Below are 25,421 nucleotides of genomic sequence, written 5' to 3'. Positions count from 1 at the left end.
GTTAACGTCGGAAGGAGCGGTCATGGAACCGGCCGAGGTGCACCGCCTGGTGGTCGAGCACGCCTTCACCGAGGAAGGCCTGCGCTACATCGCCCCGGACGTCGTCGACCACCGCGGCGGCGCGGGCGGCGACCACGTGGGCCTCGACGCCTGGCGCGAGAAGTGGGAAGCCTTGTCCCGCGGCGATTTCACGCCCGGATTGGGCGAGCTGTCCGTGCGCGTCGAGCAGAACGTCAGCGAGGGCGAGTTCTCCGTGAACCGCTACACCAGCTCCGGTACGGAGATCGCCACCGGGCGCCGTTATTCGGTGACCAGTATGGACATGATCCGGGTGCGTGCGGGCCGGATCGTCGAGCACTGGGCGCTGATGGACGTCACGGACCGGGCGGCTCAGCTTCGATCGGCCCGGTAACGATCGGCCCGGTAACGATCGGTGCCGTCGCCATCGGGTCCGCCGCGAGCGGCAGGGTGATCGTGAACGCGGCCCCGCCCTCGGGCGCCGGGCCCGCGGTCAGCGTGCCGCCCATGCGCGTGACGAGACCGTGCACCAACGCGAGCCCGATGCCGGAGCCGACCGGGCGGCGGTCGCGGTAGCGGGCGTTCAGCACGCCGCGCTGGAAGGCCACGTCGTAGTCCTCCGGGGCGAGACCGGGGCCGCCGTCGCGGACGGACAGGCTCGCGTCCGGGCCCGCGGTGAGGGCGAAGACCATCGGCGCGCCGGCGGGGGTGACGCGCAGGGCGTTTTCGGCGAGCCCGTCGACGACTTGGTGCAGCCGGCGCGCGTCCGCGACCACGGGCACCGGGGCGGTGGGCAGCACCACCGACAGCGGCACGTTTTCCCGCTCGCACCGCAGCTGCCAGACCTCCGCGCAGTCGCGGACCAGCGCGGTGAGGTCGATCGTCGCGAGGTCGAGGCGGAATTCGTCGGCGCCGAGGCGGGCGAGTTCGAGCAGGTCGCTGACCAGCCGTTCGAGGCGCTGGGCCTCGCGGTGGATGGTCTGCCCGGCGCGGCGCGCGTCCGGTCCCTCGGCGACGCCGTCCGCGATCGCCTCGGCGAAACCGGTGACCGCGGTGAGCGGAGTGCGCAGCTCGTGCGAAACCGACAGCAGGAAGTCGCGCTGGCGGGCCTCGCTGTGGGCGAGCGCGTCGGCCAGCGCGTTCAACGAGCCCGCGACTTCGGCGACCTCGGCCGGACCCTCCACGGGCACACGCACGTCCCGCCGTCCGGTCCGGAGAATCCCGGCGACGGCGGCCGCGCGGCGCAGCGGACGGCCCAGCAGCCGTCCGCTCACGAACCCCGCCACCGCGGCCACCAGCAGCCCGATGCCGAGCGCGAGCGCGATGTTGCGCACCAGCGCGCGTTGCGTGGCCTCGCCGCTGCGGGTCGGCTGGACCAGCGCGAACGCCGCCCCGGCGCCGCCGACGTCCCGGACCTCCACCAGGTACTGCACCGAATCGATGGTCACCCGCGCCGAACGGTCCTGCCCGGACGCCAGCCCGGCACGCCCGGCCACGCGCACCGGCAGCGCCGCACCGACCTCCTGCCCGCCCGGGCGCCGCACGACCACCTCGATGCCCTGGCCGCGCACCACGTCGGCCACCTTGCCGACGCCGAGCCGGTTGCCGATGCCGGTCGGGTCGAGCTGGCTGGCCACGACATCGGCCTGGGCCTTCAGCGACTGCTGGAGCACGGTGTCGCCGGTGGTGCTGACCAGCCGGGCCGCGACCAGCCCGGCCACGATCACCGCGACCCCGGCCACGGCCAGGCACACCACGGTGATCCTCAGCGCGAGGGTGGTCCGGGGCCGGCTCACCCGGCGTCCGCCGCGTAGCCGATGCTGCGGACCGTCCTGATCGGACTGTGCTCGCCGAGTTTCGCGCGCAGCTGGGCCACATGCACGTCGACGGTGCGGGTGCCGGCCGCCGCGGCGTACCCCCAGACCGCGCTCAGCAGCTGGTCGCGCGAGAGCACTTGGCCGGCGTGGCGGACCAGGTATGCGAGCAGGTCGAACTCGGTGGACGTCAGCGTCGTCTCCTGCTCGCCCGCCCACACCCGGCGCCCGCTGATGTCCACGCGGACGCTGCCGCAGGTGTGCGTCTCACCCGCGCCGGCCGGGCCGGACGCGCGGCGCAGCACGGTCCGCACGCGCGCGGCCAGCTCACGCGGGCTGAACGGTTTGGTGAGGTAGTCGTCGGCGCCGATCTCGAGGCCCAGCAGGCGGTCCAGCTCGTCGTCGCGGGCGGTGACGAACAGCACCGGCGTCCAGTCGCCGGCCGCGCGCAGCGCCTGGCAGATCTCGATCCCGTCCATTCCGGACAGTCCGATGTCGAGCACCACGGCCACCGGCCGCAGCCGCTTGATCGTGGCGAGCGCGGCCGCGCCGTCGGCCTCCACGTGCACCCCGAACCCGTCGCGCCGCAGGTACAGCGCGGCGAGCTCGGCGATCGCGGCCTCGTCCTCCACGACGAGGACGAGGCCGCGGCCAGCTGACCCCATGCGGGCTCCCGTCTCCTTCGGCCGGCTACGTCGGGGGAGACGCTACGCGGGTCACGGCGAGCCGTCGCCCGCCATGTCGGAGCCGATGCCGTCGAGCGTCGACTGGATGCCGTTCAGCTCGCTGGTCGCTGCCGCCCCGCCGTCGGGCGCGGCCGAGCCCCCGCCGTTGTCGCACGCGGTGACGCCGAGGAACACGAGCGCGGCTGCCCCGACCGCGGCCGCGAACCGCGCTGCCCTCACTTCGTCCCCGCGGGCTTGCAGTGCGCCGAGGCGAAGGCGTCGAGCTTCTGCTTGGCGTCGGTGAGCTGGCTGATCCGCGCCTGGCGCTGGTCGGCGCGCTTCTGCAGCCGGTCGGCCGCGGCGGTGTGGCCCTTGGCCTTCTGGTCGGCCGAGCGGGCCTTGAGGTTGGCCACCGACCCGGCCACCTCGGCGCCGCCGTTGATCCGCTCGGTCAGGTTCTGCGTGCGCTTCTGCAGCTTCGGCACCCAATCCCCGCAGACCTGCTGCGATTCCTCGGGGCTCAGCGTGATCGGCGCGACGGCCGCCGGGGCCGAGGGCGGTGGGCTGCTTTGCGCCGAAGCCAGTGGCGTGATCGCCAGCAGCCCGGCCGCTACCCCGCCGCCCGCCAGTGCCAGCCGCCGCGTCCAGGTGGTTGTCCGCATGGTGCTCCTTCCCGTGACCGGAGTCTTTCCGGGTACGGGGAGAGCCTCACGCGCCGGTGTTCGGGCGGTGTCGGGCGAATGTTCGGGTTCGGTAAAGGCGGAAGGTCGCCTCCCCGCCGGGCCAGCGGCTCCCCAATGCGCCCCAATGTGGCGTTCGGTGCTCCGGCCCTGCCCCACCACCACCCTCAACGGAGGCGCTCCACGCCCAGCCTTGATTCCACGCACCCAACGCCACATTGGGGTTGTTTCATCGTGGTTGTGGCTGGTCACGGTGGGTGGTGCAGGGTTGGTGTGGTTGGTGTGGCAGGAAGTGGTGGTGGGACGGTGTGGCGTTCTTGGGTATGAGTGAAGCCCTCGGCAAGATCATGATGTGAGTCAACAACCCGCCGAGGGCTTCGAGCCTCTTTCTTACCAGGTCACGCTGCCCCTGTCGCGGCAGACCCTGGGCATGGTCGCCGGCCTGATCCGTGGCCGACGGCGCCGGCTGCGGTCGCGGTGGCGCAAGGCCACCCCGGCCGGGCAGGCACTGGTGGTGCTGGCAGTGCTGCGCCACGATCAGCGGCTGGCTGATATCGGTGGTGGTCAGGGTGTGTCGGCCTCCACGGTGCGGCGTTGGGTGCTGGAGGTCATCGGTCTGCTCGCGGCCCGTGCCCGGCGGTTGGGGCGGGTCTTGCGCAAGCTGGCCGGGCGGGGTGCGGTGGTGGTGCTGGTGGACGGGACCCTGGTCAAGACTCGCCGCCGGACCGGGAAAGCCAACCGGGCCCACTACAACGGGAAACACAAACACCATGGACTGGTCGTGCTGGCCCTGACCGATGAGGACGGCCGGTTGGTGTGGGTGTCGGCGGCGCTGGCGGGCCGGACCGCTGACATCACCGCCGCCCGCCGGTTACGTCTGCGGGACCGGCTGCATGAGCATGGTCTGACTCCGGCCGCCGATAAGGGTTTCCATGGCTGGCACAAAGATGTCCGCGACACCCGCGACTGCGAGTCGTGTGGCGGGTCGTGTGCGCAGGTGGTGCTGACTCCCTACAAGGCTGAGGCCAAGCGGCCGTTGACCAAAGCGCAGAAGCAGGCGAACGCGGCGTTCAGTGGGATGCGGTGCGCGGTGGAGGGCGGCTTCGCCGCCCTCAAAGCCTGGCGAATCCTGACCACACTCCGGCTCAATCCCCGCCATGCCACGACGTTGCTGCGGGCCCTGCTCGTACTCACCCAGCACGAGCAGAGCGTCCGCGACACAGCCCAACCCGCCACAACCTGACCATTACCACACCAGACCACCCCACCCCGACCAGCACAAACCACGATGAAACAACCCCATTGGGGCGCTTCAAGCGGCGGCGAGGTGGTGCAGCACCGCGGCGGCCAGCGCCGTGCGTTCCAGCATGCCCTCGACGCTGATGTGCTCGTGCCGGGCGTGCGCGCCGTCGCCGACCGCGCCGAAGCCGTCGAGGACCGGGTGGCCCAGCGCGGCGACGAAATTGCCGTCGCTGGCGCCGCCGACCGAGCACTCGCGCAGGGTGACGCCGAGGTCGGCGGCCAGGCCGCGGGCGATCTCGTACAGGCCCACGATGGCTTCCGAGCGCTCCATCACCGGCCGGTTCCAGCCGCCCTCGACGGTGACGGTGGCGCGGGGGTCGTGCGCGGCCAGCGCGGCCAGGCCGGCGTCGATCCGGGCGGCCTCCGCCGCGCTGGTCACGCGCACGTCGATCTCGCCCTTGGCCGAGCCCGCGACCACGTTCTGGCGGCTGCCGCCGGAGATCACGCCGACGTTCACGGTGGTGCCCGCAGCCGGGTCGGACAGCGCGTGTAGCGCCAGGATCGCCCGCGCCAGCTCGTCGACGGCGCTCGCGCCCTTCGCCGGGTCGAGGCCCGCGTGCGATTCGACGCCGATCGCGTGCACCTGGAACAGGCCGACGCCCTTGCGCGCCGTCTTGACCGCGCCGTCCGCGCTCGCCTCGAACACCAGCGTCGCGCGGGTGCCCTCGGCCGCCGCCTCGATCACCGGGCGAGAGGCGGGGCTGCCGATCTCCTCGTCGCCGTTGAGCACCAGCCGCACCGCCGGGCGGGGCAGGCCGGCGGCGTCGAGCGCGCGCAGCGCCCACACCGCGTGCACCAGCCCGGACTTCATGTCGAATACCCCCGGGCCGCTCGCCCGGTCACCGTCCACAGTGAACGGCCACCCGGCGAGCGTGCCCAGCGGCCACACCGTGTCGTAATGGCAGAGCAGGAGGATGGGCTGCTCGCCGGACCCGGGGTAGTCGTAGACCTTCATGTCGCCGTGGCGGCCGCCGTCGACCTCGCGCACCGACGCCGGCTCGCCCAGCCGCTCGCGCAGCCAGCCGTCCACCCAGGACAGTCCACGGCGCAGGCTTTCCTTGTCGTCACTGGGGGTTTCGATGCCGACGTACTCGGCGAGGTCGGCGAGCAGGTCTTCGCGGTGCGTGCGCACCCACTCGTGCAGGTCCCGGATCCCGGTCACAGGTGCCGCTCCAGTTCGGTCAGGTGGTCCTCGGACATGGGCGTGCCGGCTTCGATCTCGGCCAGCCGCTTCAGCATCGCCGAGAGCAGCGGCACCCCGACGCCGAGGTGCGCGGCCTCCTCCAGCACCGGCCCGTAGTGGTGGTGCACCTCGACCGGGCGGTGGCGGACGGCGATGTCACGCCAGATGCCGCTGCGGTCCTTCGGCTGGGTGCGCAGCCATGCCACCAGGCGGTCGGTCGCGGCCTCGCGGCCCGTCGCGCCGGGTTGGTACGCGGCCGGGTCGAACTGGTCGAACGGCTCCAGCGTCCGCGCGCCCGCGACGGCGAAGACCTCCGCCGCGATCGCGTACATCAGCGGCCGGTGCCTGTCGATCAGGTCGGCCATCGGCGCGTCGGCGAGCGCGGTGGTGGTGAGCATCGCGCCGAAGCCGAGCTTCGACCACAGGTAACCCTCGACGTTCGCGGTCGCCTTCGCCGGACCCCAGGCCTGAAGATCGGCGACGACCTCCTCGACCCGTCCGGTGATCCGGCCGTCCGGCTCGCCGACCACCAGCGCGCCCAGCCCGCCGTCACGCACCACCCCGGGCTCGGCCACGTCGGCGAACAGGTTCACGAACGCGCCCACGGTGCGGCCGGCGCCGACGAACGACGCGATCAGCGCCTCGTTGAGCCCGTTCTGCAAGGACACCACGAACCCGTCGCGGGCCAGCCGCGGTTCCAGCCACTGCAGCACCGGCTCGGTGGCCTGGGCTTTCACCGCGAGCAGCACCCGGCCCAGCTCCGGCGGCGCGTCGTCCGGCACGAACGCCGGCACTTCCACGCGCTCGTCGCCGTCCGGCCGCCGCAGCGTCAGGCCTCGCTCCTGGATCGCGCTTACGTGCGCGGGATCGGCGTCGACGATCACCACCGGATGCCCGGCGCGCGCGAGGTGGAACGCGAGCGTCCCGCCGATCGCGCCGCCGCCCACGACGGTGTAAGCGCGGCGCTCGTCAGACCCGGACATGCTGCTCCTCGTTCTCCTCGATGCCTTGCTGCACAACGGTTTCCCCGGACCAGTGCAGCGGCAGCCCGGTGGTGCCCGCGGTCGAGCCGCCGTCCACCCGCAACACCGCGCCGGTGATCCACCGGGCTTCGTCGCCGGCCAGCCAGAACACGGCGTCGGCGATCTCGCGCGGCTCGCCGCGGCGGCCGAGCGGGTTCACCGACACGGCCGCGGCGTAGGCCTCGGTGACCGGGTTGGCGTCACTGTCCACAGTGACAAATCCGGGGCTGACGGCGTTCACGCGAATGCCGTGGCCGCCGAGTTCCACCGCGCACGCCTTGGTCACCATCTCCAACGCGGCCTTCGACGTCGCGTAGTGCGCGGCGCCGGGCCGGGCGCGGGTGGCCGCGCCCGAGGAGATGTTGACCACGGCGCCCGGCATCCGGCTCGCCACGTGCTGCCGTCCGAACGCGACAGTGGTGAGCAGCGCGGCGCGCACGTTGACGTCCTGCACCCGGTCCCAGACCGCCGCGGTCATCTCCAGCAGCGGGGTGGCGGGGTAGATGCCCGCGGCGTTGACCAGCACGTCCAGCGGGCCGGCACGGTCGACGAGCCCTTCCGCGTACCCGGCGTCCGCGAGGTCGCCCGGCAGTTCGACGACCTCGGCGCGATGCTGCTCCCGCAGCCGTGCGGCCACAGTGGACAGTTCCGCCGGGCGGAGGTCGGACAGGGCGAGCCGGGCGCCCGCGGCGGCGAACCGGTCCGCGATCGCGGCCCCGATCCCGCCGCCGGCCCCGGTGACGAGCACGTTGCGCACTTAGAGTTCCTTACCCTTGGTTTCCGGCATGGTGAGGTACACCGCGACGCCGATCAGTGCGGCGACCGCGACGTACACCCACACGAGATCGCCGTGGTGGTTGGCGTTGAGCCAGGTCGTGACGTACGGCGCGGTGCCGCCGAAGATCGCCACGGCCAGCGCGTACGGCAGGCCGATGCCGGTGGTCCGGACTTCCGCGGGGAACTGCTCGGCCATGATCACCGCGCAGTTGGCCGAGTAGCCGACGATCAGCACCAGGCCGATCAGCTCGATCACGAACACGCTCCAGAACCCGTGGGACAGGAAGTGGAACGCGGGCCAGGCGAACACCAGGAACCCGGCGGCGAAGGCGGTCATCGTCGGCTTGCGGCCGATCCGGTCGGACAGCAGGCCGCCGAACGGCAGCAGGATGATGAACACGACGATGGCCAGGGTGTTGGCCAGCAGCGCGGTCTTGAGCGGGATGCCGGTGGACAGGTGCGCGTACGTCGGCATGTAGGTGACCCACACGTAGTAGATCAGCGTGCCGGCGATGGTTATCCCGGCCACGCGCAGCGCGGCGCCCGGGTGGTCGCGGACCATCGCGACCAGTGCGTTGCGCCGCGGTCCCTTCTGAATCCGGGTGAACGCCTCGGTCTCGTGCACCGAGCGCCGCAGCCACAGCCCGACCAGCCCGAGCAGTCCGGCGAGGCCGAACGCCAGCCGCCAGCCCCAGCCGTGCAGGTCCGCGTCCGACAGCGTGGAGTTGAGGATCGTGCCCAGCAGCGCCGCGATCAGCGAGCCCGCGCCCACCGAAACCTGTTGCCAGGAACCGGCGAACGCCCGTCGCCCGGCGGCGGCCGACTCGATCAGGAACGCCGAGGAGGAGCCGAATTCGCCGCCCGCGGAGAAGCCCTGCACCAGCCGGGCGAGCAGCAGCACGATCGGCGCCGCGACGCCGATGTGGGTGTAGGTCGGGCACACCGCGATGACGATCGACGCCCCGGCCATCAGCGAGATGGTGAGCGTGAGGCCCTTCTTGCGGCCGTGCCGGTCGGCGTACGCGCCGAGGACCGCGCCGCCGACCGGGCGCATCACGAACCCGACGGCGAACACCGCCAAAGTGGACAGCAGCGCCGTGGTTCCGTTGCCACCGGCGAAGAACTGCCCGGCGAAAACCGGGGCGAATGTGGCGTAGACGGCCCAGTCCACCCATTCGACGGTGTTGCCGATCGCCCCGGCGAAGATCGCCTTGCGCTGCTGCGGGTTCAGCCGGTGCGTGGCCGCAGTGGGATCTGATGTGGAAGACACAGTGGTCATGGCTGCTCCCCGGCCGCGGTGAGGACGTGGTCGACGACCTGGGCGTGCGTGGCGAACCACACGCCCTCGTGGCCGCTGATGTGTTCGAGCAGTTCGGTGAGCACGGCGAGGCGTGAGCGGTGCCCGATGATGTGCGGGTGCATGGTGAGCTGGAACAGCCCGCCCTCGGCGTACGCGGCGTCGAACTCGTCGCGCCAGATGGTCAGCACTCCGCGCGGCGGCGTGTACGGCCGCAGCGAGGCGAACCGGTCCATCATGAAGTACGGCGCGTCGTCGCGGATCCACTCCACCGGCAGCTCGACGATCCCGGTCGGCTTCCCGTCGGCGAGCAGTTCGTACGGCTCGTCGTCCGCCATCAGCGAGGAGTCGTACTTCAGGCCCAGCTCGCGCGTGATGTCGAGGGTGTGCGCGGAGAAGTCCCACGACGGGGTGCGGATGCCGACCGGGCGGGTGCCGGCCAGCCGCTCCAGCACGTCTGCGGCGCGGAAGGCGAGGTCGCGCTCCTCGACGGCGGTCAGCGCGGTGTTGCGCTCGTGGATCCAGCCGTGCAGCGCCACCTCGTGCCCGGCGTCCACATAGGACTTGACCTCGCCGTCGTGCAGCAGGGCCGAGACGGCGGGCATGAAGAACGAGGACGGCGCGTGGAAGCGCTCCAGCAGCCGGAGGATGCGCGGGACGCCGACGCGCGCGCCGTACTCGCCCTGCGCGAGCTTGCCTGGCAGCACCTCGCCGTCACGCAGCGCCGGCGTCTCGTGGTCTGAGTCGAAGGACAGCGCCACCGCCACCTTCGCCCCGCCGGGCCACGAGGCGGGGTGAAGCGAACGCCCGGCACGGACACGGTCCACGTGCCCCCGCCAGGTCGGCTCGTCCCACAGCCACGGTTGTTCCGTCACGCTTCCTCCAAGGTGGCCCGGGGCGCCGGTGTCGGCGCCCAGGCGCGTTTCAGGGTCGAGACCTGCAAGGTCACGTCGGCCTCCCGGAGCCCGGGCAGCGCGCCGACGACATCGGTGGTGTGCCGGTACAGCTCGCCGTAGTGGCGCAGCACGATCTGGCCGACCAGGTTGAACCGGCCGGTGGTGGCGGACAGGTACTTGGTGCCCGGGTGCGCGGCCAGCTGCTGGCCCGCGCGGTCGAGGTCCTTGGGCAGCACCGAAAGCCAGAGCATGAACTCCAGCGCGTAGCCGAACATCGCGGGCTCGGCGAGTGTGCGGAAGCGCAGGCAGCCGCGGCGCACCAGCGAGTCGACGCGACGGGCCACAGTGGACTCACTGGTGCCGGCGTGCCGCGAGACCTCCTTGAACGACAGCCGCCCGTCCTCGCCGAGCGCGGCGCAGATCGCCAGGTCCAGCTCGTCGAGCTGCTCCGGCGGCCGTTCCCAGTGCTGCTCCTCGAACGGCCGGACCTCGGTGCCGCGCAGCTCGGCGGCGGCCTCGGGGGCCAGCTCGCCGGAGTCCCAGTCGTGGTTGGAGGTGAACGTGCGCATCACCGCGAACGTCTCGGCGTCTCGCAGGTGCTCGGCCGCCGGGAAGCCGTCGAGCTGGAGGCGGGCCGCGTCCTGGTAGGTCGGCAGCACGAACTCGGCGGTGCAGTCGGCGCTGCCGGCCAGCATGGTGGCGTAGCGGACGTCGGGCCGCGAGGCCAGCGCTTCGGTGACCGTCGCGGCCGTGCCGGGGCGGCACCGCAGCCGCGTCAGCACCGGCACGCCCAGGCCGCACCGCAGCACGTCGACCACGCCGATCACCCGCAGCTGCCCGCTTTCGGTCAGCTGCCCGGCCCGTCGCAGCACAGTGGACTCGCTGGTGCCGACGTGCCGCGCGATGGCGCCCCACGAGGCCCGCCCGTTGAGCTGCAACGCGGAGACGATCCGCCGGTCCAGCTCGCTCACCCTGACCTCGTCTTGCATAAGATGCATCCTGAATGCAGGAAAACGTCAAGTCAAGAGGGTCCAGTGCATGAAACCTGCGTGTTACCTCAAGGACGGGGCCGTGCCGGGGTGGCTCAGCCGGGCGTGTAACCCAGCAGGAACTGCTCCATCGCGGCGTTCACCGCCGCCCGGTCGCCCGTCGTGACGAGGTCCAGCAGTAGTCCGCGGGCGACCGCAAGCCCCAGCCTCGCCTGCGCCGCGCGGTCCGGCTCGGGCACGCCGAAGCGGGTCAGCAGGGCCTCCAACGGAGGCAGCCAGTCGGCGATCACGCGATCGAGGAACTCGGCCGTCCCCGGGGTTCCGCCGAGGGCCTGGCCGTAGAGCTGGAAGAAGAGCTTTTCGTTGTGCCGCAAGGTTTCGTCGGTGAGACGGCGCCAGAACGCGCGGGCGGCTTCGGCGGGCGGCAGGTCCGGGCCGAGGTCGTCGAGGGCGGCGCGCTGACGCCGTTCGACCTCGCGGGCGACCGCGGTGAGCAGGCCCTCGCGAGAGCCGAAGTGGTAGATGAGCATCCGGTGGCTGGTGCCGATCGAGTCGGCGAGCGCGCGCAGGCTCTGGTCCGCGCCGCCGTGGGCGATGTGCTCGACGGCCGCGGTCAGCAGCCGCTCCCTTGCTTCCGGCATGTACCAGATGGTACGTGTACCACGTGGTACACGCCTGACGAGGAGGCCGATCATGGTGCAGCGCATCTCGGTGCGGGGACGCACGTCCGCGGACCCGGCGACGGTGTACGCGCTCTTGCGCGACGGAGCGAGCTGGCCGGGGTGGTCGCCGCTCGGCTCGTTCGAGCTGGAGCGGCCCGGGAACGGTGAGCGCGAAGGACTCGGCGCGCTGCGGGTGTTCCGCACCGGCCGCACCCGCTCGTGCGAGGAGATCATCGCGCTGGAGCCCGGGAAACGGTTCGGCTACGCGCTCCGCAGCGGCCTGCCGCTGCGCGACTACCGCGCGTACGTCGACCTGACGCCCGACGGCGAAGGCACGGCGATCCACTGGCACTCGACGTTCACCGGCAAGGTGCCGGGCACGGGCTGGTTCTACCGGCTGGTGCTGGGCCGGTTCATCACGCGCACGGTGCGGGGGCTGGTCGCGGCGACCGATGCGGCCGGAGTGACGCCTGGCAAATAGAGTAGGCGCATGTCAGCGCCACGACGGGGGACCACCGGCCGCACCCAGGAGGAGCGCAGCGCCGCGATGCGGGTGCGGCTGCTCGACGCCACGGTCGACTGCCTCGTCGAGTACGGCTACGCGGGCACCACGACCACCCGCGTCGCCGTCCGCGCCGGCGTCACGCGCGGCGCGCAGGTGCACCACTTCCCGACGAAGGCCGACCTCGTCACGTCCGCGATCCGCCACCTCGCGGAGAAGCGCACCGAGGTCGCGATGGCCGAGCTGGACCGGCTGCGCGCTTCGGCCGACCCGGTCGGCGACGCGCTGCAGCTGCTCTGGGAGATGCACCAGGGCCCGGTTTTCACCGCGACCGTCGAGCTGTGGGTCGCTTCGCGCACGGACGAAGACCTGCGCCGCCAGATGGCGCTCGTCGAGCCGATCGCCACCGAGAGCCTGGTCGCGTTCGGCCGGGCGGTGCTGCCGGCGCAGGCCGGCCACACCGAGTTCCTGCACTCGGTGTACACGGCGATGGACGTGATCCGCGGCATCCTCATCGCCAGCTGGGCCACCCGCGACTCCGGCGACCTCGACGCCCGCTGGGCCCGCGCCCGGCGGCACCTGCGGGTGCTGTTCACGGCGCTACTGGACTCTCCCTGAGCCTGTTACTCTCTTCGGGGAAGTAATACCGGCGCGTAAGGAGGCCCGCGTGCAGGGGAACCCGTACGACCGCGATTGCCCGACCCGGCAGCTGCTCGACCGCATCGGCGACCAGTGGACGGTGCTGATCGTCGGCGCATTGGTCGACGGCCCGCTGCGCTTCACCCAGATCGGCAAGCGCGTCGAGGGCATCTCGCAGAAGGTGCTCACGCAGACCCTGCGCAGCCTGGTCCGCGACGGCATCCTCACCCGCACCGCGTACCCGGTGATCCCGCCCCGGGTGGACTACGAGCTGACCACCTTGGGCCGCAACCTGTCCGAGCCGCTGGACCTGCTCGACCGCTGGGCCCGCCGCCACATGGACCAGGTCTCGGCGGCCCGCGAGGCGTTCGACGCGGAGCACACGCCCGCCTCGGCCTGAGCGCTCGTCCCCCGTGCGAGCTACGGGCAAGTGCGCTCTGAGTGGGGACGATTCCTCGTCCCCGGATCCGCAGCGTGCCGATCGGCCGCCGCGACGTAGGCCAAGGAAAACGCGAGCACGATGCCGCTCCAGCCGCGACCCAGTGTTCAGCAGCGCCGGCGGCAGCGGAGCCGGAGCCCGAACTCCAGGCCCCGCCGAAGAGTGATCACCCCGGAAAGCCCAGCCGCGGCGCCGTGAAGTGCTGCCGGGGCCGGTAAGGACTCCTTACCGGCGCTGGACGCGGCAAAGGAGGCCTTGCCGGACTTCCCTCAGCGGGCGACGAGCCCCGCTTCGTGGGCGAGCAATCCCGCCTGCGTGCGGTTGGCGCATTCGAGCTTCACCAGCATCCGCGAGACGTAGCTCTTCACCGTCGCCTCGGCCAGGTGCAGCCGGGCGGCTATGTCCGCATTGGACAGTCCTTCGCCGAGGCAGGCCAGCACATCGCGTTCGCGCTCGGTCAGGCCCGCGGTGCGGCGGCGGGCGTCGTCGCCGCGTTCGCGCCCGTCCGAGGACAGCGCGACAAGCCGGCGGGCGGCCGAGGGGGAGAGCACCGTGTGCCCGTCGGCGGCGACGCGCACCAGCCCGATCAGGTCCTCCGGCGGCGTCGACTTGACCAGGAAGCCCGCGGCGCCGGCGCGCAGCGCGCGGATCACGTACGTGTCGGCGTCGAACGTCGTCAGCGCGACCACCGCGGGCGGCTCCGGCAGCGCGGAGATGCGCTCGATCGCGGTCAGCCCGTCGACGCCGGGCATCCGCAGGTCCATCAGCACCACCCGCGGCCGGTGCCGCACGACCGCCTCCACCGCCTCGGCGCCGTCCTGGGCCTGGGCCACCACCTCGATGTCGCCGGCCGAGCCGAGGATCGTCCGCAGGTGGGCGCAGACCATCGGCTCGTCGTCGGCCACGACCACCGTGATCACCGCGGGAGACCTTCCTTCGTCGGGACGTAGGCGGGCAGTATCGCACCGACGGCGAACCCGCCGCCGGGTGCGGGCCCGGCCTCGAGCCGCCCGCCGACCAGCTCCACCCGCTGCCGCAGCCCGCTCAGCCCGGCGCCCGAGCCGGAGCCGGCCAGCGCCGGGTCGGGCGGGCGGGTGCCACGGGTGTTGGTGACCGCGACGTCCAGCCCGCCCGGGTGGTAGCGCAGCGAGACCTCGGCCGACGAGCCGGGCGCGTGCTTGCGCACGTTGGTCAGCGCCTCCTGCACCACGCGGAACGCGGTGCGCGCGACCGTCGGCGAGACCGCGCTCGGGTCGCCGGTCACCGAAAGCTCCGTCGCCACCCCGACCGCGATGGAGCCGGCCACCAGCTCGGCCGGATCGCAGAGCGGATTCGCGGCCGTCGCCGGAGACCCGGCCAACGGCTCGCCGTTGCGCAGGACGCCGACGAGGTCGCGCAGTTCGTCCAGTGCGTACGCGCCTTCGCGGCGGATGTCCTCGGCCGCGGTGCGCACGGCCGGGTCCGCCGACGTGACGCCCATGGCGCCCGCGTGCAGCACCATCAGGCTCAGCCGATGCGTGACGACGTCGTGCATCTCGCCCGCGAGCCGCCGCCGTTCCTCCGCGCGGGCCTGCTCGGCGAGCAGGTGCTGTTCGCGCTCGGCGCGTTCGGCGCGGTCGCGCAAGGACCGCAGCAGCTGCCGCCGGGCCTCGAAGTACAGCGAAACGGCCACCGGCAGCGCGGTGGCCAGCAGGCCGAACGGGGTGGTGTTCCAGGCCGGGTTCCACGGCCTCGTCGCCAGCAGCGCGAGGATCCCGCCCAGCCACAGCAGCCGCCGGCGGTCCAGCAGCCGGGCGGCCTGGCTGAGCACGACCGGGGTGATCGTCGGGACGGTCATCAGCGTCGGCTGGACGGCCGGCACCAGCAGGCCGGGGGAGAACAGGTCCGAGGCCAGCATGGCCAGCGCGACCACCACGAGCAGGCTCGCCACCTGGACCGGGAACCGCAGCAACAGCAGCACGGAGAAGTCGCACACCAGCTGCAGCATCAGCGGCGCGTACGGCCCGAGGACACCGGGGCTCGGGCCCGAAGCCACGAACAGCCCGGTGTCGATTATCGCGAACACGATCGCCGAGCCCAGCAGCCAGAGCCCGTCGGCCGGCCGGGGCCAGAGCGGGCGCCTGCTGCCGGATTCCTTCACGCGGTCACGGTATCCGCTCGCCCGCGCGCCCGCGCCGGATCCGCACCGGCCGGGGGACCGCCGTCGACGAAAGTTGCGGGTCGCGCCCCGGCCGGCAACTTTCGTCGGCCCGATCGGCTACCGAACACCCTTACCCGCACCCGGCCCGGCGCGGTGGACTCGGACCCATGACGAGTGAAGGGCTTACGACGGAACGCTCGCCCGTCCACGCCGCGGCGCGGGAGGTGGGGGCCTTCGCGCGGGGACCGGTGTTCGCCGTCGCCGTGCTGGTGGCCGCAGTGCTGGTGGTGACCAGCGCGCGGTACGCGCACGGCTTCGACGAGCTGTATTTCCTGGTGGCTGGTCGAGATCATCCGGCCTGGGGGTATTTCGACCAGCCACCGCTCGTCCCGCTGCTCGCGGGCACGCTGGACCGGCTGTTCCCCGGCTCGCTGATCGCCTTCCGCGCCCCGATGGCGCTGGCGGCGGCCGCGGGCGTGGTGGTCACCGCGCTGATCGCGCGGGAGCTGGGCGGCGGCCGCGGCGCCCAGCTGATGGCGGCGGGCGCGTACGCGACGTCCGGCCTGATCGTCATCAGCCACTGGGTGGCCACCTACGTGCTCGACCCGTTCCTGTGGACGGTGGTGGTCTTCCTGCTGGTGCGGTGGACCCGGACCCGGCGCGACGGCCTGCTCGTCTGGGCGGGCGCGGTGACGGCGGTGTCGCTGGAGACGAAGTTCCTCATCCCGGCGCTGTGGGCGGCGGTGCTGCTTTCGGCGCTGGTGCTGGGCCCGCGAGAGCTGCTCTCGCGGCCGAAACTGTGGCTGGGCGGGCTGATCGCGATCGTCGCGACGATCCCGGCCCTGGTCTGGCAGGCCACCCACGGCTGGCCGTACGCGCACATGGCCGACGTCGTTTCGGCGGAATTCCCGGGATACCTCAGCTTCGCGCGCGACGGCCTGCTCGGGGCCGGTATGGGCATCGGCGTGCTCGCGCTCCTGTACGGCGTGTGGCGGCTGCTGCGGTCGCCGGACCTGCGGCCGTACCGCTACCTCGCCGTGGCGCTGCTGCTGGTGACTCTCGCGGTGCTGCTCACGCACGGCCGCGCGTACTACCTGATGAGCGTCTACTCGCTGCCGTTCGCGGCCGCGGCGACGGAGTTCTCCCGGCGGAAGCTGGTGCGGTGGTGGAAAACGCCGGTGTGGCTGGCCTTTGTCCTCTCGGCCGCGGTGACGGTGGCGGGGCTGCCGGTGTGGCCGGCTTCGATGAAGGCGACCACGTTCGGGCCGTTTTCGCTCGGCACCGTGTTCGCCGGGGGCGAGACCGCGCAGAAGGAGGTGGCCGACGGCGTCGGGAAAACCTACGCCGCGCTGCCGCCCGAGGTGCGCAAGCAGACGGCGGTGTACTCGGAGATCTACCCGTTCGCCGCTGCCGTCGAGTATTACGGGCCGCAGTACGGGATCACCGACGTCTACAGTGGACACCGGGGCTACTGGTACTTCGACCGGCCGCCGGACTCGGCGCGGGACGTGCTGTTCGTGGGCTTCGACCCGGACCTGCTGCGGCCATACTTCTCCTCTGTCACGCAGGTGGCGCCCGGGCTGATGTGGCTCTACACCGGGCGTAAGCAGAATTGGGACCAGATCTGGCCGAAGGTGAGAGCGCAATGAAACTTTCCTTGCCCGCCCGGGCTTACCTCCTCGCTTGCGGGGGAGCGAAGGGGCGGATCTCCGATCGCCGCCGCGTCGCGCTGCTGGTGCGCGCGGCCGTGGCCACCGACCTGCTGCAACGGGGCCGGCTGGCGGACCAAAGCGGCAAGGCCGGGGTGACCGGCCGGGGCCCGACCGGCGACCTGCTGCTCGACGACGTGCTGGCGAACCTCGCGGAGGACGGGCCGCGGCCGTGGCGCTCACTGGTGCGCCGCGACGGCGCGGACACCCTGAAGTCGCTGGAACTCCAGCTCGTCGCGGCCGGTCTGCTGCGTGAGCACACGACTCGGCTGCTCGGCCGTTCGGTGCTCGAACTCACCGACCCCGCGGCGGCGCACCGGGAGCAGGACCGCGTCGAGGCCGCGTTGCGGGATCCCGTGTCCGAAGTGGACTCCGGCGACGCGGCACTGGCCGCACTCGCCGCGGCGGCCGGCATCGGAGCGCCCCGCAGGGACTTTCGGGCAAACTCGGCCCGGCTGAACGAGTTGGCCGGGCGCGCGGGCCCGGCTGTGCCCGCGCTGCGGCGGCTGGTCCGGCGGCAGCGCGCCGTCCGGTCCGGTGGCCACGGCTGAGAGTTCGCTGCGCGACTGTCCACATCGGCTGCGTGACATTGCGCGCAAACGAGACGGGCCTTTCGGACACGGTTGACGGTTCCCCGGGGCAGCCCGGGGCGGGACTCACGGCGCGGCAAGGATTCCCGTGCCAGCGTCGGAATCACCGCGACTCCCGTGTGCGAAAGGTTCCGTTGTGGCAGTCGAGACAACGGGCAGGTTCGTCGGCGACCTCCGTGACCCGGCACCTGCCGAACGGCTCTTGTGGCCCGACGTGGCCAAGGGCGCCTGCATCGTGCTGGTCGTGCTGTGGCACGTGATCATGAAGCAGTACCTGCAGATCGACTGGCGGATCTCGACACCGCTGCCCGGCGCGTGGGGCGAGGTGGGCGAACTGCTGCTGCCGTTGCGCATGCCCTTGTTCTTCGCGATTTCCGGGTTCTTCGCGGCGCGCGCGGTCAAGCGGCCGTGGCGCACCGTCGCGCGGTCGCGGGTGGCCAAGTTCTTCTACCTCTACGTGCTGTGGCTGTCCGTGCACACGCTGGTGCTGTCATTCTTCCCCGGGTTCGCCACCGAACACGCGGGGAGCGTGCTCGAATTCGCAGCCCAGCTGACGATCACGCCGACGAACCTCTGGTACCTGTTCGCGCTCGCCGTTTACTTCGTGATCGCCAAGGTCTCGCGGCGGCTGCCGTTCTGGATCATGCTCGCAGCCGCGTTCGCCTTGTCCGCCACGGCATCCGCCGGCCTGCTGGCCGTCCCCGGTGACCGCGGCGGGCTGTACCAGAACCTGGTGTTCTTCCTCGTGGGCATCTACGGCACTTCGCTGGTCAAACGCGTCGCCGTGGAGGCCGGCTGGCTGCGGCTCGCCCTGGTCGGCGTGCCGTACCTGGGCGTGCTCGTCGCGGTTGGCCACTTCGGCCTGAAGACGGCGTTCGGCCTGTGGCCGGTGCTGAGCCTGGTCGCGATCGTGCTCGGCGTGACCGCGGCCGCGCTCGTCACCCGATGGAAGCGCCCGGCGAACGCCATCGCGAGCATCGGCCGGCGCACGCTGCCGATCTACGTCATCCACCTACCCCTGGTCGCCGTGCTGGACGCGCTGCTGCACGATCCGCTGTCCTCGCTCGGCCCGGCGGCGCAGCTGGCTGTCGCGGTCCTCGACCCCATCGTGCTGGTCGCCGCGATCGTCGCGCTGTGCCTGCTGCTGCAACGGATCCTGCCCTCGGCGTGGGTCTTCGACCTGCCCGTGCGCCGGACCGCCGAACCCCCGGCGCCCGAGGACCTCAACGCGTCGGCGCAGACGATGCCGCTCTACTCGGTCCGGCGCCCGCAAGCGTTCTCGCGGCCGCGGCCCCGGTAGGGGCGCGGGGCGTCAGGGGCCTCGAGATGCCCTGCCGATCTCCGGCAGGGAACAGCCCATCAGACGGGAAGTTCCCAACTCCAGGCGCTGTCCGGGGAGTCCAGCCACACCTGCTGCCGGCTGGCTGTCACTGTCATGCCGAGACGATCCCAGCCGGGTTGACCCGCTTCGATCCACTCTCGATACGCCTGCTCGACCGGAGCCCACAGTGCGAGGGTTCCGGAGACGGTGTGCTCGGCGAGGTCCACCCGGACCGATGACCCATCCGGGCTTGTCAGTGTGGAGGCAGTCCGGGCCCTGGTATCGCTGTCCAGCTCCCAGCCACAGACGACGTCGCGGGGCAGCCCCGCGAACTGAGCGAGGAACCACACCACCGGTGTGGAATCCCAAGGCGTGAGGGGCGCGTCTGTACGGCGGTGCCCACCTGGATCGAGCGTCTCGGCAGGGCTGTTCCCGGGGGCCGCGTCAGTGGCGTGGCGCATCGCCATGAACGAGCCTCTTCTCGCGCTGAACCGCCCCACCAGCCGGTCACCTCGGCGTTGGAGGAGAACAAGGTTCCCCGCCGCGATCGACGGCCGGACATCCACGAGGATCGACCCGTCCGGCGTGACCTGCTCCGCCCACGCCCATGGCACAGCCGGCACCGAGCAGGTGGCGATGATCCGGTCGTAGGGTGCGTGGCCGGGGAGGCCGCTCTCCCCGTCGACCGTCTTCAACGTGGGGTGGTAGCCGATACCGGCGAGGCGATCCCGCGCTGCGGTGACGAACTCGCTGCCGATGTCCACCGATGCGACATTGTGGTCTCCCAGCCGATGGGAGAGCAATCCGGCGTTGTAGCCGGTTCCGGTGCCGATCTCCAGGACCCGATGCCCGTCTCGAATGTCCAGCGCTTCGAGCATCCGGACCATCAGTTCTGGATTGGTGGTGGAGCTGATCGGTTCTCGCCAGCCGTCGCGGTCGGCGAGGGCGGTCACAAGAGTCGTCGGTGCGTATACGCGCTCCCACGCACCTTCAGTACTCCACGGCTCCCACTCGCCACGGCTGTTCTGGGTGTAGGCGATGGGAACGAACACGTGGCGAGGCACTTCGGCGACTGCTGCCCGCCACTCGGGCGACCGGATGTCGCCGCGTTCGGCGAGCAGCTCCGCCAGCGCCCTGGCATGGCCGTCCCATGCGGTGGAGGCTGTCTCTGTCACACCGTTCCCTTCGCGAGAATGCCGGCAAGCTGTTCGGTCAACGGAGCACCGGTTTCGTGCTCGATCCAGCCGTACTGCCCACCAGCGTTGATCTCCAGGAAGGTCCAGGTCCCCGCTGGGCTGACGACGAAATCGAGCGCACCGTACACGAGCCCCATCGCGTCCATCAGGCGTCGCACCGCAGCCTGCACCTCGGCGGGCGGGTTCACCAGCTCGTAGGTGTTGCTGTCGTAGCCAGTGCGCCAGTCGACGTAGCCGGATGCGCTATGGGAGTGGATTGCGGTGGTGGTGATGTCGTGGCCGATGACGAACATCCGTGCTTCCCACGCCTTGTCTGCCCACCGCTGAAACTGGTGGGCGGTGCGTTCGACGCCTCGGAGGTCGGAAACGTCGTCGACGATCGCGGTGTGGGCGAACTTTCGCACTCCGCCCTCCACGATCGAGACGGCTCCCAGCATCTTCGTGACCGTCTTGCCGCCGCCCACGAACATCCGGACCGCATCGGTCTCGTTGGTGATGAGTGTTTCTTCCACGGTCAGACCGCATCGGGCCGCGGTGGCGAGCTGGTACGGCTTGTAGCCCGAGTCCGCCAATCGGGACGGGTGGTTCACCCACAACGCCGGCAGCGACGTGAGAACTCCACCCAGCCCGTACTTTGCTTCGATCTTTGCATGCTCCAGTTCAGCCGAATTCAGGCTCTCGCCGAACTGGTACGCCTTCGGCGACCGATACCAGACAGCGTGGATGTCTTCCAGGTCGATGATGCGGTGGTCGGTGCGGAGGTGCCCGGTCCAGCGGCCCCTGCACAGCCGGGCGGCAACGCGCAGCCGGGCCGGGAACCAGGCTGTGTTCACCCGGTGCACCTCGACGCCGCGGTCCTGCAGGGCCGGCACCATCGAGTCCGCGCTGGCGTCGCGTTCCTCCGCCAAGATGAGTACGGACATGGGTCAGTCGTTGTGGTAATCCTCGGACGGGTCTCCGTCGGACCCGTCAGTGCTGCCCGTGGTCGGCGCGGTAGGCGGGCCCATTTCCATCAGCGGCCTGCCGTTGGCGTCGACTCGAATCTGCCGTATCGGATCATAGTCGCCGACTGGGCCGGGTACGCCGTTGAATTCGATCGGAGCCATCCGCCGAAGACCCCAGGGACGTATACCGTTCGGCGAAGGCCTCTCTTCCGGCGCACTGCTCACTGACCCGCGGGACAGCGGGAACTGCGTGCTGTCGGACGCGATCGGGTCGTCCATGAACCTTTCAGTCGTTGCGGTCGTCATCAGCTCATCTCTCTCTTCTATGGATTCTCCTGGAAAAAGGAAGTCCATGCCCATATAGCCGTCACCCTTCGTTTCCGGAGGAACTGTCCCGGGCCGAAAACTCTTTCTCCTGTCAAGGCCGGAACAACTCGTTCATGTAGTCTGGGCGTTACGAAGCGTGATGTGAACGGATCAGCCGTTTGCAAGGGTTCGCAAGCCGGTGGGAGCGCATGAGCGAGCTGGGGGCGCGGTTGCGGGCGGCGCGGGAGGCCGCGGAGATCAGTCTGGCCGCGATGGCCTCGAAGGCTCACTACAGCAAGCCCTATCTCAGCCAGCTCGAAGGCGGGACGCGGAAGGTCAAACCGGAGCACGTCCTCGCCTACTCTCGCGCCCTGAACATCCCGGTCGACCTGTTGTACGGCCAGCCTCGGGATCCACTTCGTGTTGCGCACGCCTGGTTGGTCGCTGATACGCCCTCGACCAGGCACCAGGTGTCCGGCCGGCAGGTCGGCAGGAGTCTCGCGGCGGAGGTGGAGCAGCGGGTGATCGACCTCCGGCGCCTGGACGACACGGTCGGCGGCGGGGACCTTGCTCCTGTCGTCCATCGAGAGCTTGCAGACCTCCGGACCGTCGTGGACTCCGCGAGCTACTCGGCGGACGTCGGCCGGCGCCTGCTCGTCGCCATGGGCGAGCTGTCCCAGCTTGCCGGTTGGGCCGAGAGCGACGCTGGCCACTACGCGGCCGCGCAGCAGGCCTATGTCGACGGTGCGTCTGCCGCCGACGAAGCCGCGGACCCGATCCTTGCCGCCCAGCTTTTCTCCTCACTCGCCTATCAGATGGCCAATGTCGGGAACCCGTCCGACGCTCTGCTTCTTGCGAAGACCGCGGTGAAGGGCGCACGGGAGGCTTCGCCGGTGGCCAAGACGTTGCTTTTGGAACGTGTGGGCTGGGCGGCCGCGCGATCGCGGGATGCCGACCTCACCCGCCGGATGCTCGTTGCGGTGGATGATGCCTACGAGGCACGCTCGGCGGGAATTCGTGAGCCGGACTGGGTCTATTGGATGAGCCGTGACGAGATCGACGTCATGGCGGGGCGCTGCTGGATCGAGGTGGGCCGGCCGGCACTCGCCGCGCCGCTCTTGCAGCACGCCATCGACAGCTACGACGTGGACCATGCGCGCGAGGTCGCGCTCTACCGAACCTGGCTCGCCGAGTCGTACGCCCGGGCCGGCGAGTTCGACCAGGCCCGAACGGTGATCGCGCAGGCGCGCGGTGCCTCGGGCACCATCAATTCGGCGCGGCTCAGCAGCCGCGTCACGGAGATAGAACAACTGGTCAGCTGACCCCGCCCGGATCGGCATGATGGCCGGCATGAGTCTTCGCTCCTGGGGAACGGCCCGCTTCACCGTCCCGTCCGGCTACCTCAACACGCCCAGCATCGGCATCCCGCCCGTCGCGGTCGGCGAGACGGTGGCCGCCGCCGTCGAGCGGTGGCGCACCGGAGGCGACTCGGCATCGGCATTCGACGAGGCTGTCGCGCGGTCACGCAGCGGGTTCGCGCGGCTCGCCGGGGTGCCGACCGAGCGGGTGGCCATCGGAGCGTCCGTCTCGCAGCTCATCGCGAACGTCGCGGGCGGGCTGGCCGAGGGCGCGCGCGTGCTGGTCGCCGAGAAGGACTTCACCAGCGTCACCTTCCCGTTCGCCGCGCGGCCGGGCACGCGGATCACCGAGGCGCCACTCGCCAAGCTCGCCGACCACGTCGAGGGGCACGACCTCGTCGCGGTGAGCCTGGTGCAGTCGTCGGACGGGTCGGTGCTCGACGTCGCGGCGCTGCGGGCGGCGGCCGACAGCGCGGGCGCCGCCGTGCTGCTGGACGTCACGCAGGCCGCCGGGTGGCTGCCGCTCGACGTCGCCTGGGCCGACTGGGTCGTGTGCGCCGGCTACAAGTGGCTGTTCTCCCCGCGCGGGTGCGCCTGGCTCGCCGTGCACCCGCGGGCGCACGAGCGCACCCGGCCGGTCGCCGCCAACTGGTACGCGGGCGACGACCGGTGGGCGTCCGTCTACGGCCTGCCCCTGCGCCTGGCTCCCGACGCCCGCGCGTTCGACCTCTCGCCGGTCTGGCTCTCGCACGTCGGCGCGGCGGAAGCGCTGGACTACGTCACCGGGCTGGACCTCGCCGCGGTCCGCGAGCACAACACCGGCCTCGCCGATGCCCTGCTCCAGGCCCTCGGACGGCCGTCAGGAGGGTCCGCGATCGTGTCGCTGGAGGCCGATCCGGCGCGGGTCGCCGCCGCGGGCGTCGTGTCCGGGTTGCGCGACGGCCGGGTGCGCGTCGGATTCCACGTCTACAACACCGCTGACGACGTCGAACGCCTTCTCACCGCATTCGGGTGAAGCCGCCGGAGACGGTGAACTACGGTATGTGCCCGTGGCTGGTCCCCATTTCTCCGCTGATCCCTCGGACACGGCACCGCTCGGCGCGGTCCCCGCACACCCGGGGCCGCCTGCGCCTGGCCGTGGCCCGGCCCGGGACAACCGCACCCTGCTGCTGCGCGGTGCGGGCCTGGTCGCGATCGCGGTGGTGTCCGGCCTGATCTGGTTCCTGATCCGGCACCAGAGCACGCCCGAGCCGGTCGCGCAGCCGCCCGCGAAGACGAGCGAGTTCGACTACCAGCTCGTCGAGGGGCCGAGCAAGTCCACCGACTGCGCGGCGAAGTCCTACGGCCAGGCGCAGAACTACTTCAAGGACACGCCCTGCACGTCGCTGTCTCGCGCGCTGTACACCGTGCAGTACGGCGACGCGAAGGCGCTCGTCTCGGTGGCGCTGGTGTCCATGCCGCAGGCGAGCCAGGCGGCCCAGCTCAAGGCGCTGACCGACCAGGACGGCACCGGCAACGTCACCGACCTGGTGCGCGACCACACCTACAAGGCCGCCGGCGCGCCCAGCGTGAGCTCCGACAAGGCCGCGTACGAATCCCAGGTCAGCGGCTCCGACGTGACCGTCGTGCTCACCGACTTCTACGCCAAGCACAAGGACGCCGTGCTGCTCAAGCGCATCGCCAAGGACGCGCTCCAGCTCTCGGCCAACTTGCACTGACCCGCTGCGCTCACCCCGCACCGACCCGCTGCGCTCACCCCGCACCGACCCGCTGCGCTCACCCCGCACCGACCCGCTGCACTGACCCGCTGCGCTGTCCCGCTGCGCTAACCCCCCGCACGGAATGCAGCGGATGACGCTTTCCCCTCGCTCAGCGCAGGGAAAGCGTCATCCGCTGCATCGGCCTACGCGCTCTGACCCGGCATCGCGACCGCGGTCGGCTTCTCGCCGGCCTGCTGACGCCACGGCGTGCCGCGCCGTGCCGCCGCGATGAGCGCTTGCAGCGCCATGCCGCGCACGCCCTTGTCGTCGGTGCGGTTCACCACGCCGAGCCACGCCGCGGCCGAGTCGGCTTCGGCGGTCGCGACCACTGAAGCGGCCGAAGCGGCGTCGGTGACCGGCTTGGCCGGCACGTACGCGGCCTCCGGCGCCACCGGCGTGCTGCCCGCGGCGGTGATCACCTGGATCAGCACGTCGCGGCGCGCGGTGTGCTCGGCGCGGCCGCTCTTGAGCGCGTCGCCGAAGTCGGCCGGCAGGAACGCCGTGACCAGCCCGTACACCCAGAGCGCGGCGTGCTCGGTGGCCAGCGCCTTCTGCAGCGGGTCGACGGTGCCGGCAGGCACGGTGCCCGGCGGCGCGGCGATCGGCTTGGCGTCGTCGCCGCGGCCGATCGACGGCGCGACGCGCTGGAGCGCCGCGCAGCCGGCGGCGACGGACGCCACCAGCCCCGCGCGGTAGGCGGGCAGCGTGGGCACCAGGTCCTCGGCCTGCTTGCGCACGGCCGCGAGCCGGTCCTTGAACCCGGCCAGGTCCGTCGGCTCGGGCGCCGGCGTCGGCGGCGTCTTGGGCTGCGGCCGGTTGAGCCGGTCCACCTCGGGTTTCAGGGCGGCGGCGTGCGCGGTGCGGGCGTCGGCGATCTGGCCCGCGACGTCGCCGTCCGCGCCGGAGGCGAGCTTGCGCGCGGCCGCGGCGTCCGCCTGGGCGGCGGCCAGCAGCGGGGCCAGCGGGTCCGGGGTTTCGTCGTTGCCCGTCGTGCAGGCGGCGAGCGGGAGGGCCACGGCGGCGACGGCGCCGAGGCGCAGGACGGAGCGCCGGCTGAGGTCGGTCGGTCTTGCGGTCACGTCGGCCCATCCTGCCAGGCCCGGCACCGGCACCGCCGCTCGCGCGTCCCGGCGGGGTCGCAGGATAAGCTGGTCCACCACCGACCACCCGTCGTGACCAGCCCGCGTCACCACCGCCGAACAGGAGTGCTCC

Annotated in this window: 28 protein-coding genes; 11 read left to right on the top strand and 17 right to left on the bottom strand. The window is 71.7% G+C overall.

Annotated features, from left to right (window positions below; translation table 11 throughout):
• The first annotated feature begins 22 nt into the window (after positions 1-22).
• Positions 23-412, top strand: coding sequence for an ester cyclase (locus tag OG371_RS46600; RefSeq protein WP_329064042.1), 390 nt, complete (start codon positions 23-25; stop codon positions 410-412).
• On the opposite strand, the gene OG371_RS46595 is transcribed toward OG371_RS46600, so the two are convergent.
• The 4 genes from OG371_RS46595 to OG371_RS46580 are packed head-to-tail and all read right to left on the bottom strand — an operon-like array spanning position 375 to position 3,159.
• On the bottom strand, positions 375-1,814 hold the full coding sequence (locus OG371_RS46595) for a sensor histidine kinase (protein ID WP_329064040.1): 1,440 nt from the start codon (positions 1,812-1,814) through the stop codon (positions 375-377). The two genes, OG371_RS46600 and OG371_RS46595, sit on opposite strands and share 38 nt — an antisense overlap.
• A complete protein-coding gene (locus OG371_RS46590; protein ID WP_329064038.1) occupies positions 1,811-2,497 on the bottom strand; it encodes a response regulator transcription factor in 687 nt (228 codons plus the stop codon). Before OG371_RS46590 ends, OG371_RS46595 begins: the two co-directional genes overlap by 4 nt.
• Positions 2,498-2,548: 51 nt before the next feature.
• Positions 2,549-2,737 carry a hypothetical protein gene (locus OG371_RS46585; RefSeq protein WP_329064036.1) on the bottom strand — a complete coding sequence of 63 codons (189 nt, stop codon included), beginning with the start codon at positions 2,735-2,737 and terminating at the stop codon, positions 2,549-2,551.
• Positions 2,734-3,159, bottom strand: a complete 426-nt coding sequence (locus tag OG371_RS46580) for a hypothetical protein (RefSeq protein WP_329064034.1) — start codon at positions 3,157-3,159, stop codon at positions 2,734-2,736. The genes OG371_RS46585 and OG371_RS46580 overlap by 4 nt, the downstream gene beginning before the upstream one ends.
• Positions 3,160-3,529: 370 nt before the next feature.
• Between OG371_RS46580 and OG371_RS46575 the strand changes: the two genes are divergently transcribed.
• On the top strand, positions 3,530-4,420 hold the full coding sequence (locus OG371_RS46575) for a transposase family protein (RefSeq protein WP_329064032.1): 891 nt from the start codon (positions 3,530-3,532) through the stop codon (positions 4,418-4,420).
• A 69-nt stretch (positions 4,421-4,489) separates the two neighbouring features.
• Here OG371_RS46575 and OG371_RS46570 read toward each other — a convergent pair whose 3' ends face one another.
• The 7 genes from OG371_RS46570 to OG371_RS46540 form a co-directional block, all read right to left on the bottom strand.
• Positions 4,490-5,641: a M20 family metallopeptidase gene (locus OG371_RS46570; RefSeq protein ID WP_329064030.1), complete on the bottom strand. Its 1,152-nt coding sequence runs from the start codon at positions 5,639-5,641 to the stop codon at positions 4,490-4,492.
• Positions 5,638-6,645, bottom strand: coding sequence for a ketopantoate reductase family protein (locus OG371_RS46565; protein WP_329064028.1), 1,008 nt, complete (start codon positions 6,643-6,645; stop codon positions 5,638-5,640). The genes OG371_RS46570 and OG371_RS46565 overlap by 4 nt, the downstream gene beginning before the upstream one ends.
• On the bottom strand, positions 6,632-7,441 hold the full coding sequence (locus OG371_RS46560; protein WP_329064026.1) for an SDR family NAD(P)-dependent oxidoreductase: 810 nt from the start codon (positions 7,439-7,441) through the stop codon (positions 6,632-6,634). Before OG371_RS46560 ends, OG371_RS46565 begins: the two co-directional genes overlap by 14 nt.
• A complete protein-coding gene (locus tag OG371_RS46555; protein WP_329064024.1) occupies positions 7,442-8,740 on the bottom strand; it encodes an MFS transporter in 1,299 nt (432 codons plus the stop codon).
• Positions 8,737-9,633: a polysaccharide deacetylase family protein gene (locus tag OG371_RS46550; protein WP_329064022.1), complete on the bottom strand. Its 897-nt coding sequence runs from the start codon at positions 9,631-9,633 to the stop codon at positions 8,737-8,739. Before OG371_RS46550 ends, OG371_RS46555 begins: the two co-directional genes overlap by 4 nt.
• Positions 9,630-10,625 carry an Lrp/AsnC family transcriptional regulator gene (locus tag OG371_RS46545; RefSeq protein WP_329064020.1) on the bottom strand — a complete coding sequence of 332 codons (996 nt, stop codon included), beginning with the start codon at positions 10,623-10,625 and terminating at the stop codon, positions 9,630-9,632. The genes OG371_RS46550 and OG371_RS46545 overlap by 4 nt, the downstream gene beginning before the upstream one ends.
• A 113-nt stretch (positions 10,626-10,738) precedes the next feature.
• A complete protein-coding gene (locus OG371_RS46540; RefSeq protein ID WP_329064018.1) occupies positions 10,739-11,284 on the bottom strand; it encodes a TetR/AcrR family transcriptional regulator in 546 nt (181 codons plus the stop codon).
• Between the two features lie 52 nt (positions 11,285-11,336).
• On the opposite strand from OG371_RS46540, the gene OG371_RS46535 reads away from it, so the two are divergent.
• The 3 genes from OG371_RS46535 (at position 11,337) to OG371_RS46525 (ending at position 12,846) form a co-directional block, all read left to right on the top strand.
• Entirely contained in the window at positions 11,337-11,786 is a 450-nt protein-coding gene (locus OG371_RS46535) for an SRPBCC family protein (RefSeq protein ID WP_329064016.1), read from the top strand.
• Between the two features lie 66 nt (positions 11,787-11,852).
• Positions 11,853-12,425 carry a TetR/AcrR family transcriptional regulator gene (locus OG371_RS46530; RefSeq protein WP_329073457.1) on the top strand — a complete coding sequence of 191 codons (573 nt, stop codon included), beginning with the start codon at positions 11,853-11,855 and terminating at the stop codon, positions 12,423-12,425.
• A 49-nt stretch (positions 12,426-12,474) separates the two neighbouring features.
• On the top strand, positions 12,475-12,846 hold the full coding sequence (locus OG371_RS46525) for a winged helix-turn-helix transcriptional regulator (RefSeq protein WP_329064014.1): 372 nt from the start codon (positions 12,475-12,477) through the stop codon (positions 12,844-12,846).
• Between the two features lie 308 nt (positions 12,847-13,154).
• On the opposite strand, the gene OG371_RS46520 is transcribed toward OG371_RS46525, so the two are convergent.
• Both OG371_RS46520 and OG371_RS46515 read right to left on the bottom strand, forming a co-directional pair.
• Complete coding sequence (locus OG371_RS46520; RefSeq protein ID WP_329064012.1) at positions 13,155-13,805, bottom strand: response regulator transcription factor; 651 nt, start codon at positions 13,803-13,805, stop codon at positions 13,155-13,157.
• The gene (locus OG371_RS46515; RefSeq protein WP_329064010.1) at positions 13,802-15,025 is read right to left on the bottom strand and encodes a sensor histidine kinase; all 1,224 of its coding nucleotides are present in this window, start codon (positions 15,023-15,025) and stop codon (positions 13,802-13,804) included. Before OG371_RS46515 ends, OG371_RS46520 begins: the two co-directional genes overlap by 4 nt.
• A gap of 167 nt (positions 15,026-15,192) precedes the next feature.
• Here OG371_RS46515 and OG371_RS46510 point away from each other — a divergent pair, with 167 nt between their 5' ends.
• From OG371_RS46510 to OG371_RS46500, 3 genes are all read left to right on the top strand, one after another.
• A complete protein-coding gene (locus OG371_RS46510) occupies positions 15,193-16,674 on the top strand; it encodes an ArnT family glycosyltransferase (protein ID WP_329064008.1) in 1,482 nt (493 codons plus the stop codon).
• On the top strand, positions 16,671-17,285 hold the full coding sequence (locus tag OG371_RS46505; RefSeq protein ID WP_329064006.1) for a GOLPH3/VPS74 family protein: 615 nt from the start codon (positions 16,671-16,673) through the stop codon (positions 17,283-17,285). Before OG371_RS46510 ends, OG371_RS46505 begins: the two co-directional genes overlap by 4 nt.
• A gap of 175 nt (positions 17,286-17,460) precedes the next feature.
• Complete coding sequence (locus tag OG371_RS46500; RefSeq protein WP_329064003.1) at positions 17,461-18,624, top strand: acyltransferase family protein; 1,164 nt, start codon at positions 17,461-17,463, stop codon at positions 18,622-18,624.
• A gap of 59 nt (positions 18,625-18,683) precedes the next feature.
• Here the strand turns inward: OG371_RS46500 and OG371_RS46495 are convergent, their stop codons facing one another.
• From OG371_RS46495 to tgmA, 3 genes are read right to left on the bottom strand one after another with little or no spacing between them, the layout of a single operon-like run.
• Positions 18,684-19,820: a methyltransferase domain-containing protein gene (locus OG371_RS46495; RefSeq protein WP_329064002.1), complete on the bottom strand. Its 1,137-nt coding sequence runs from the start codon at positions 19,818-19,820 to the stop codon at positions 18,684-18,686.
• On the bottom strand, positions 19,817-20,764 hold the full coding sequence (gene tgmB / locus OG371_RS46490; protein ID WP_329064000.1) for an ATP-grasp ribosomal peptide maturase: 948 nt from the start codon (positions 20,762-20,764) through the stop codon (positions 19,817-19,819). Before tgmB ends, OG371_RS46495 begins: the two co-directional genes overlap by 4 nt.
• A gap of 3 nt (positions 20,765-20,767) precedes the next feature.
• A complete protein-coding gene (tgmA, locus tag OG371_RS46485; RefSeq protein ID WP_329063998.1) occupies positions 20,768-21,145 on the bottom strand; it encodes a putative ATP-grasp-modified RiPP in 378 nt (125 codons plus the stop codon).
• Between the two features lie 155 nt (positions 21,146-21,300).
• Here tgmA and OG371_RS46480 point away from each other — a divergent pair, with 155 nt between their 5' ends.
• From OG371_RS46480 to OG371_RS46470, 3 genes are read left to right on the top strand one after another with little or no spacing between them, the layout of a single operon-like run.
• On the top strand, positions 21,301-22,413 hold the full coding sequence (locus OG371_RS46480; RefSeq protein WP_329063996.1) for a helix-turn-helix domain-containing protein: 1,113 nt from the start codon (positions 21,301-21,303) through the stop codon (positions 22,411-22,413).
• A gap of 28 nt (positions 22,414-22,441) precedes the next feature.
• A complete protein-coding gene (locus tag OG371_RS46475) occupies positions 22,442-23,464 on the top strand; it encodes an aminotransferase class V-fold PLP-dependent enzyme (protein ID WP_329063994.1) in 1,023 nt (340 codons plus the stop codon).
• Between the two features lie 34 nt (positions 23,465-23,498).
• Positions 23,499-24,167 (top strand): hypothetical protein, encoded by a 669-nt coding sequence (locus OG371_RS46470; RefSeq protein ID WP_329063992.1) that lies wholly within the window; start codon positions 23,499-23,501, stop codon positions 24,165-24,167.
• A 185-nt stretch (positions 24,168-24,352) separates the two neighbouring features.
• On the opposite strand, the gene OG371_RS46465 is transcribed toward OG371_RS46470, so the two are convergent.
• A complete protein-coding gene (locus tag OG371_RS46465) occupies positions 24,353-25,288 on the bottom strand; it encodes a ferritin-like domain-containing protein (protein WP_329063991.1) in 936 nt (311 codons plus the stop codon).
• Positions 25,289-25,421 lie beyond the last annotated feature (133 nt).

Source organism: Amycolatopsis sp. NBC_01480 (genome assembly GCF_036227205.1).
Lineage (GTDB): Bacteria > Actinomycetota > Actinomycetes > Mycobacteriales > Pseudonocardiaceae > Amycolatopsis.
The sequence above is the reverse complement of the archived record's forward strand: the minus strand, read 5'-3'. Positions and strand labels throughout refer to the sequence as shown.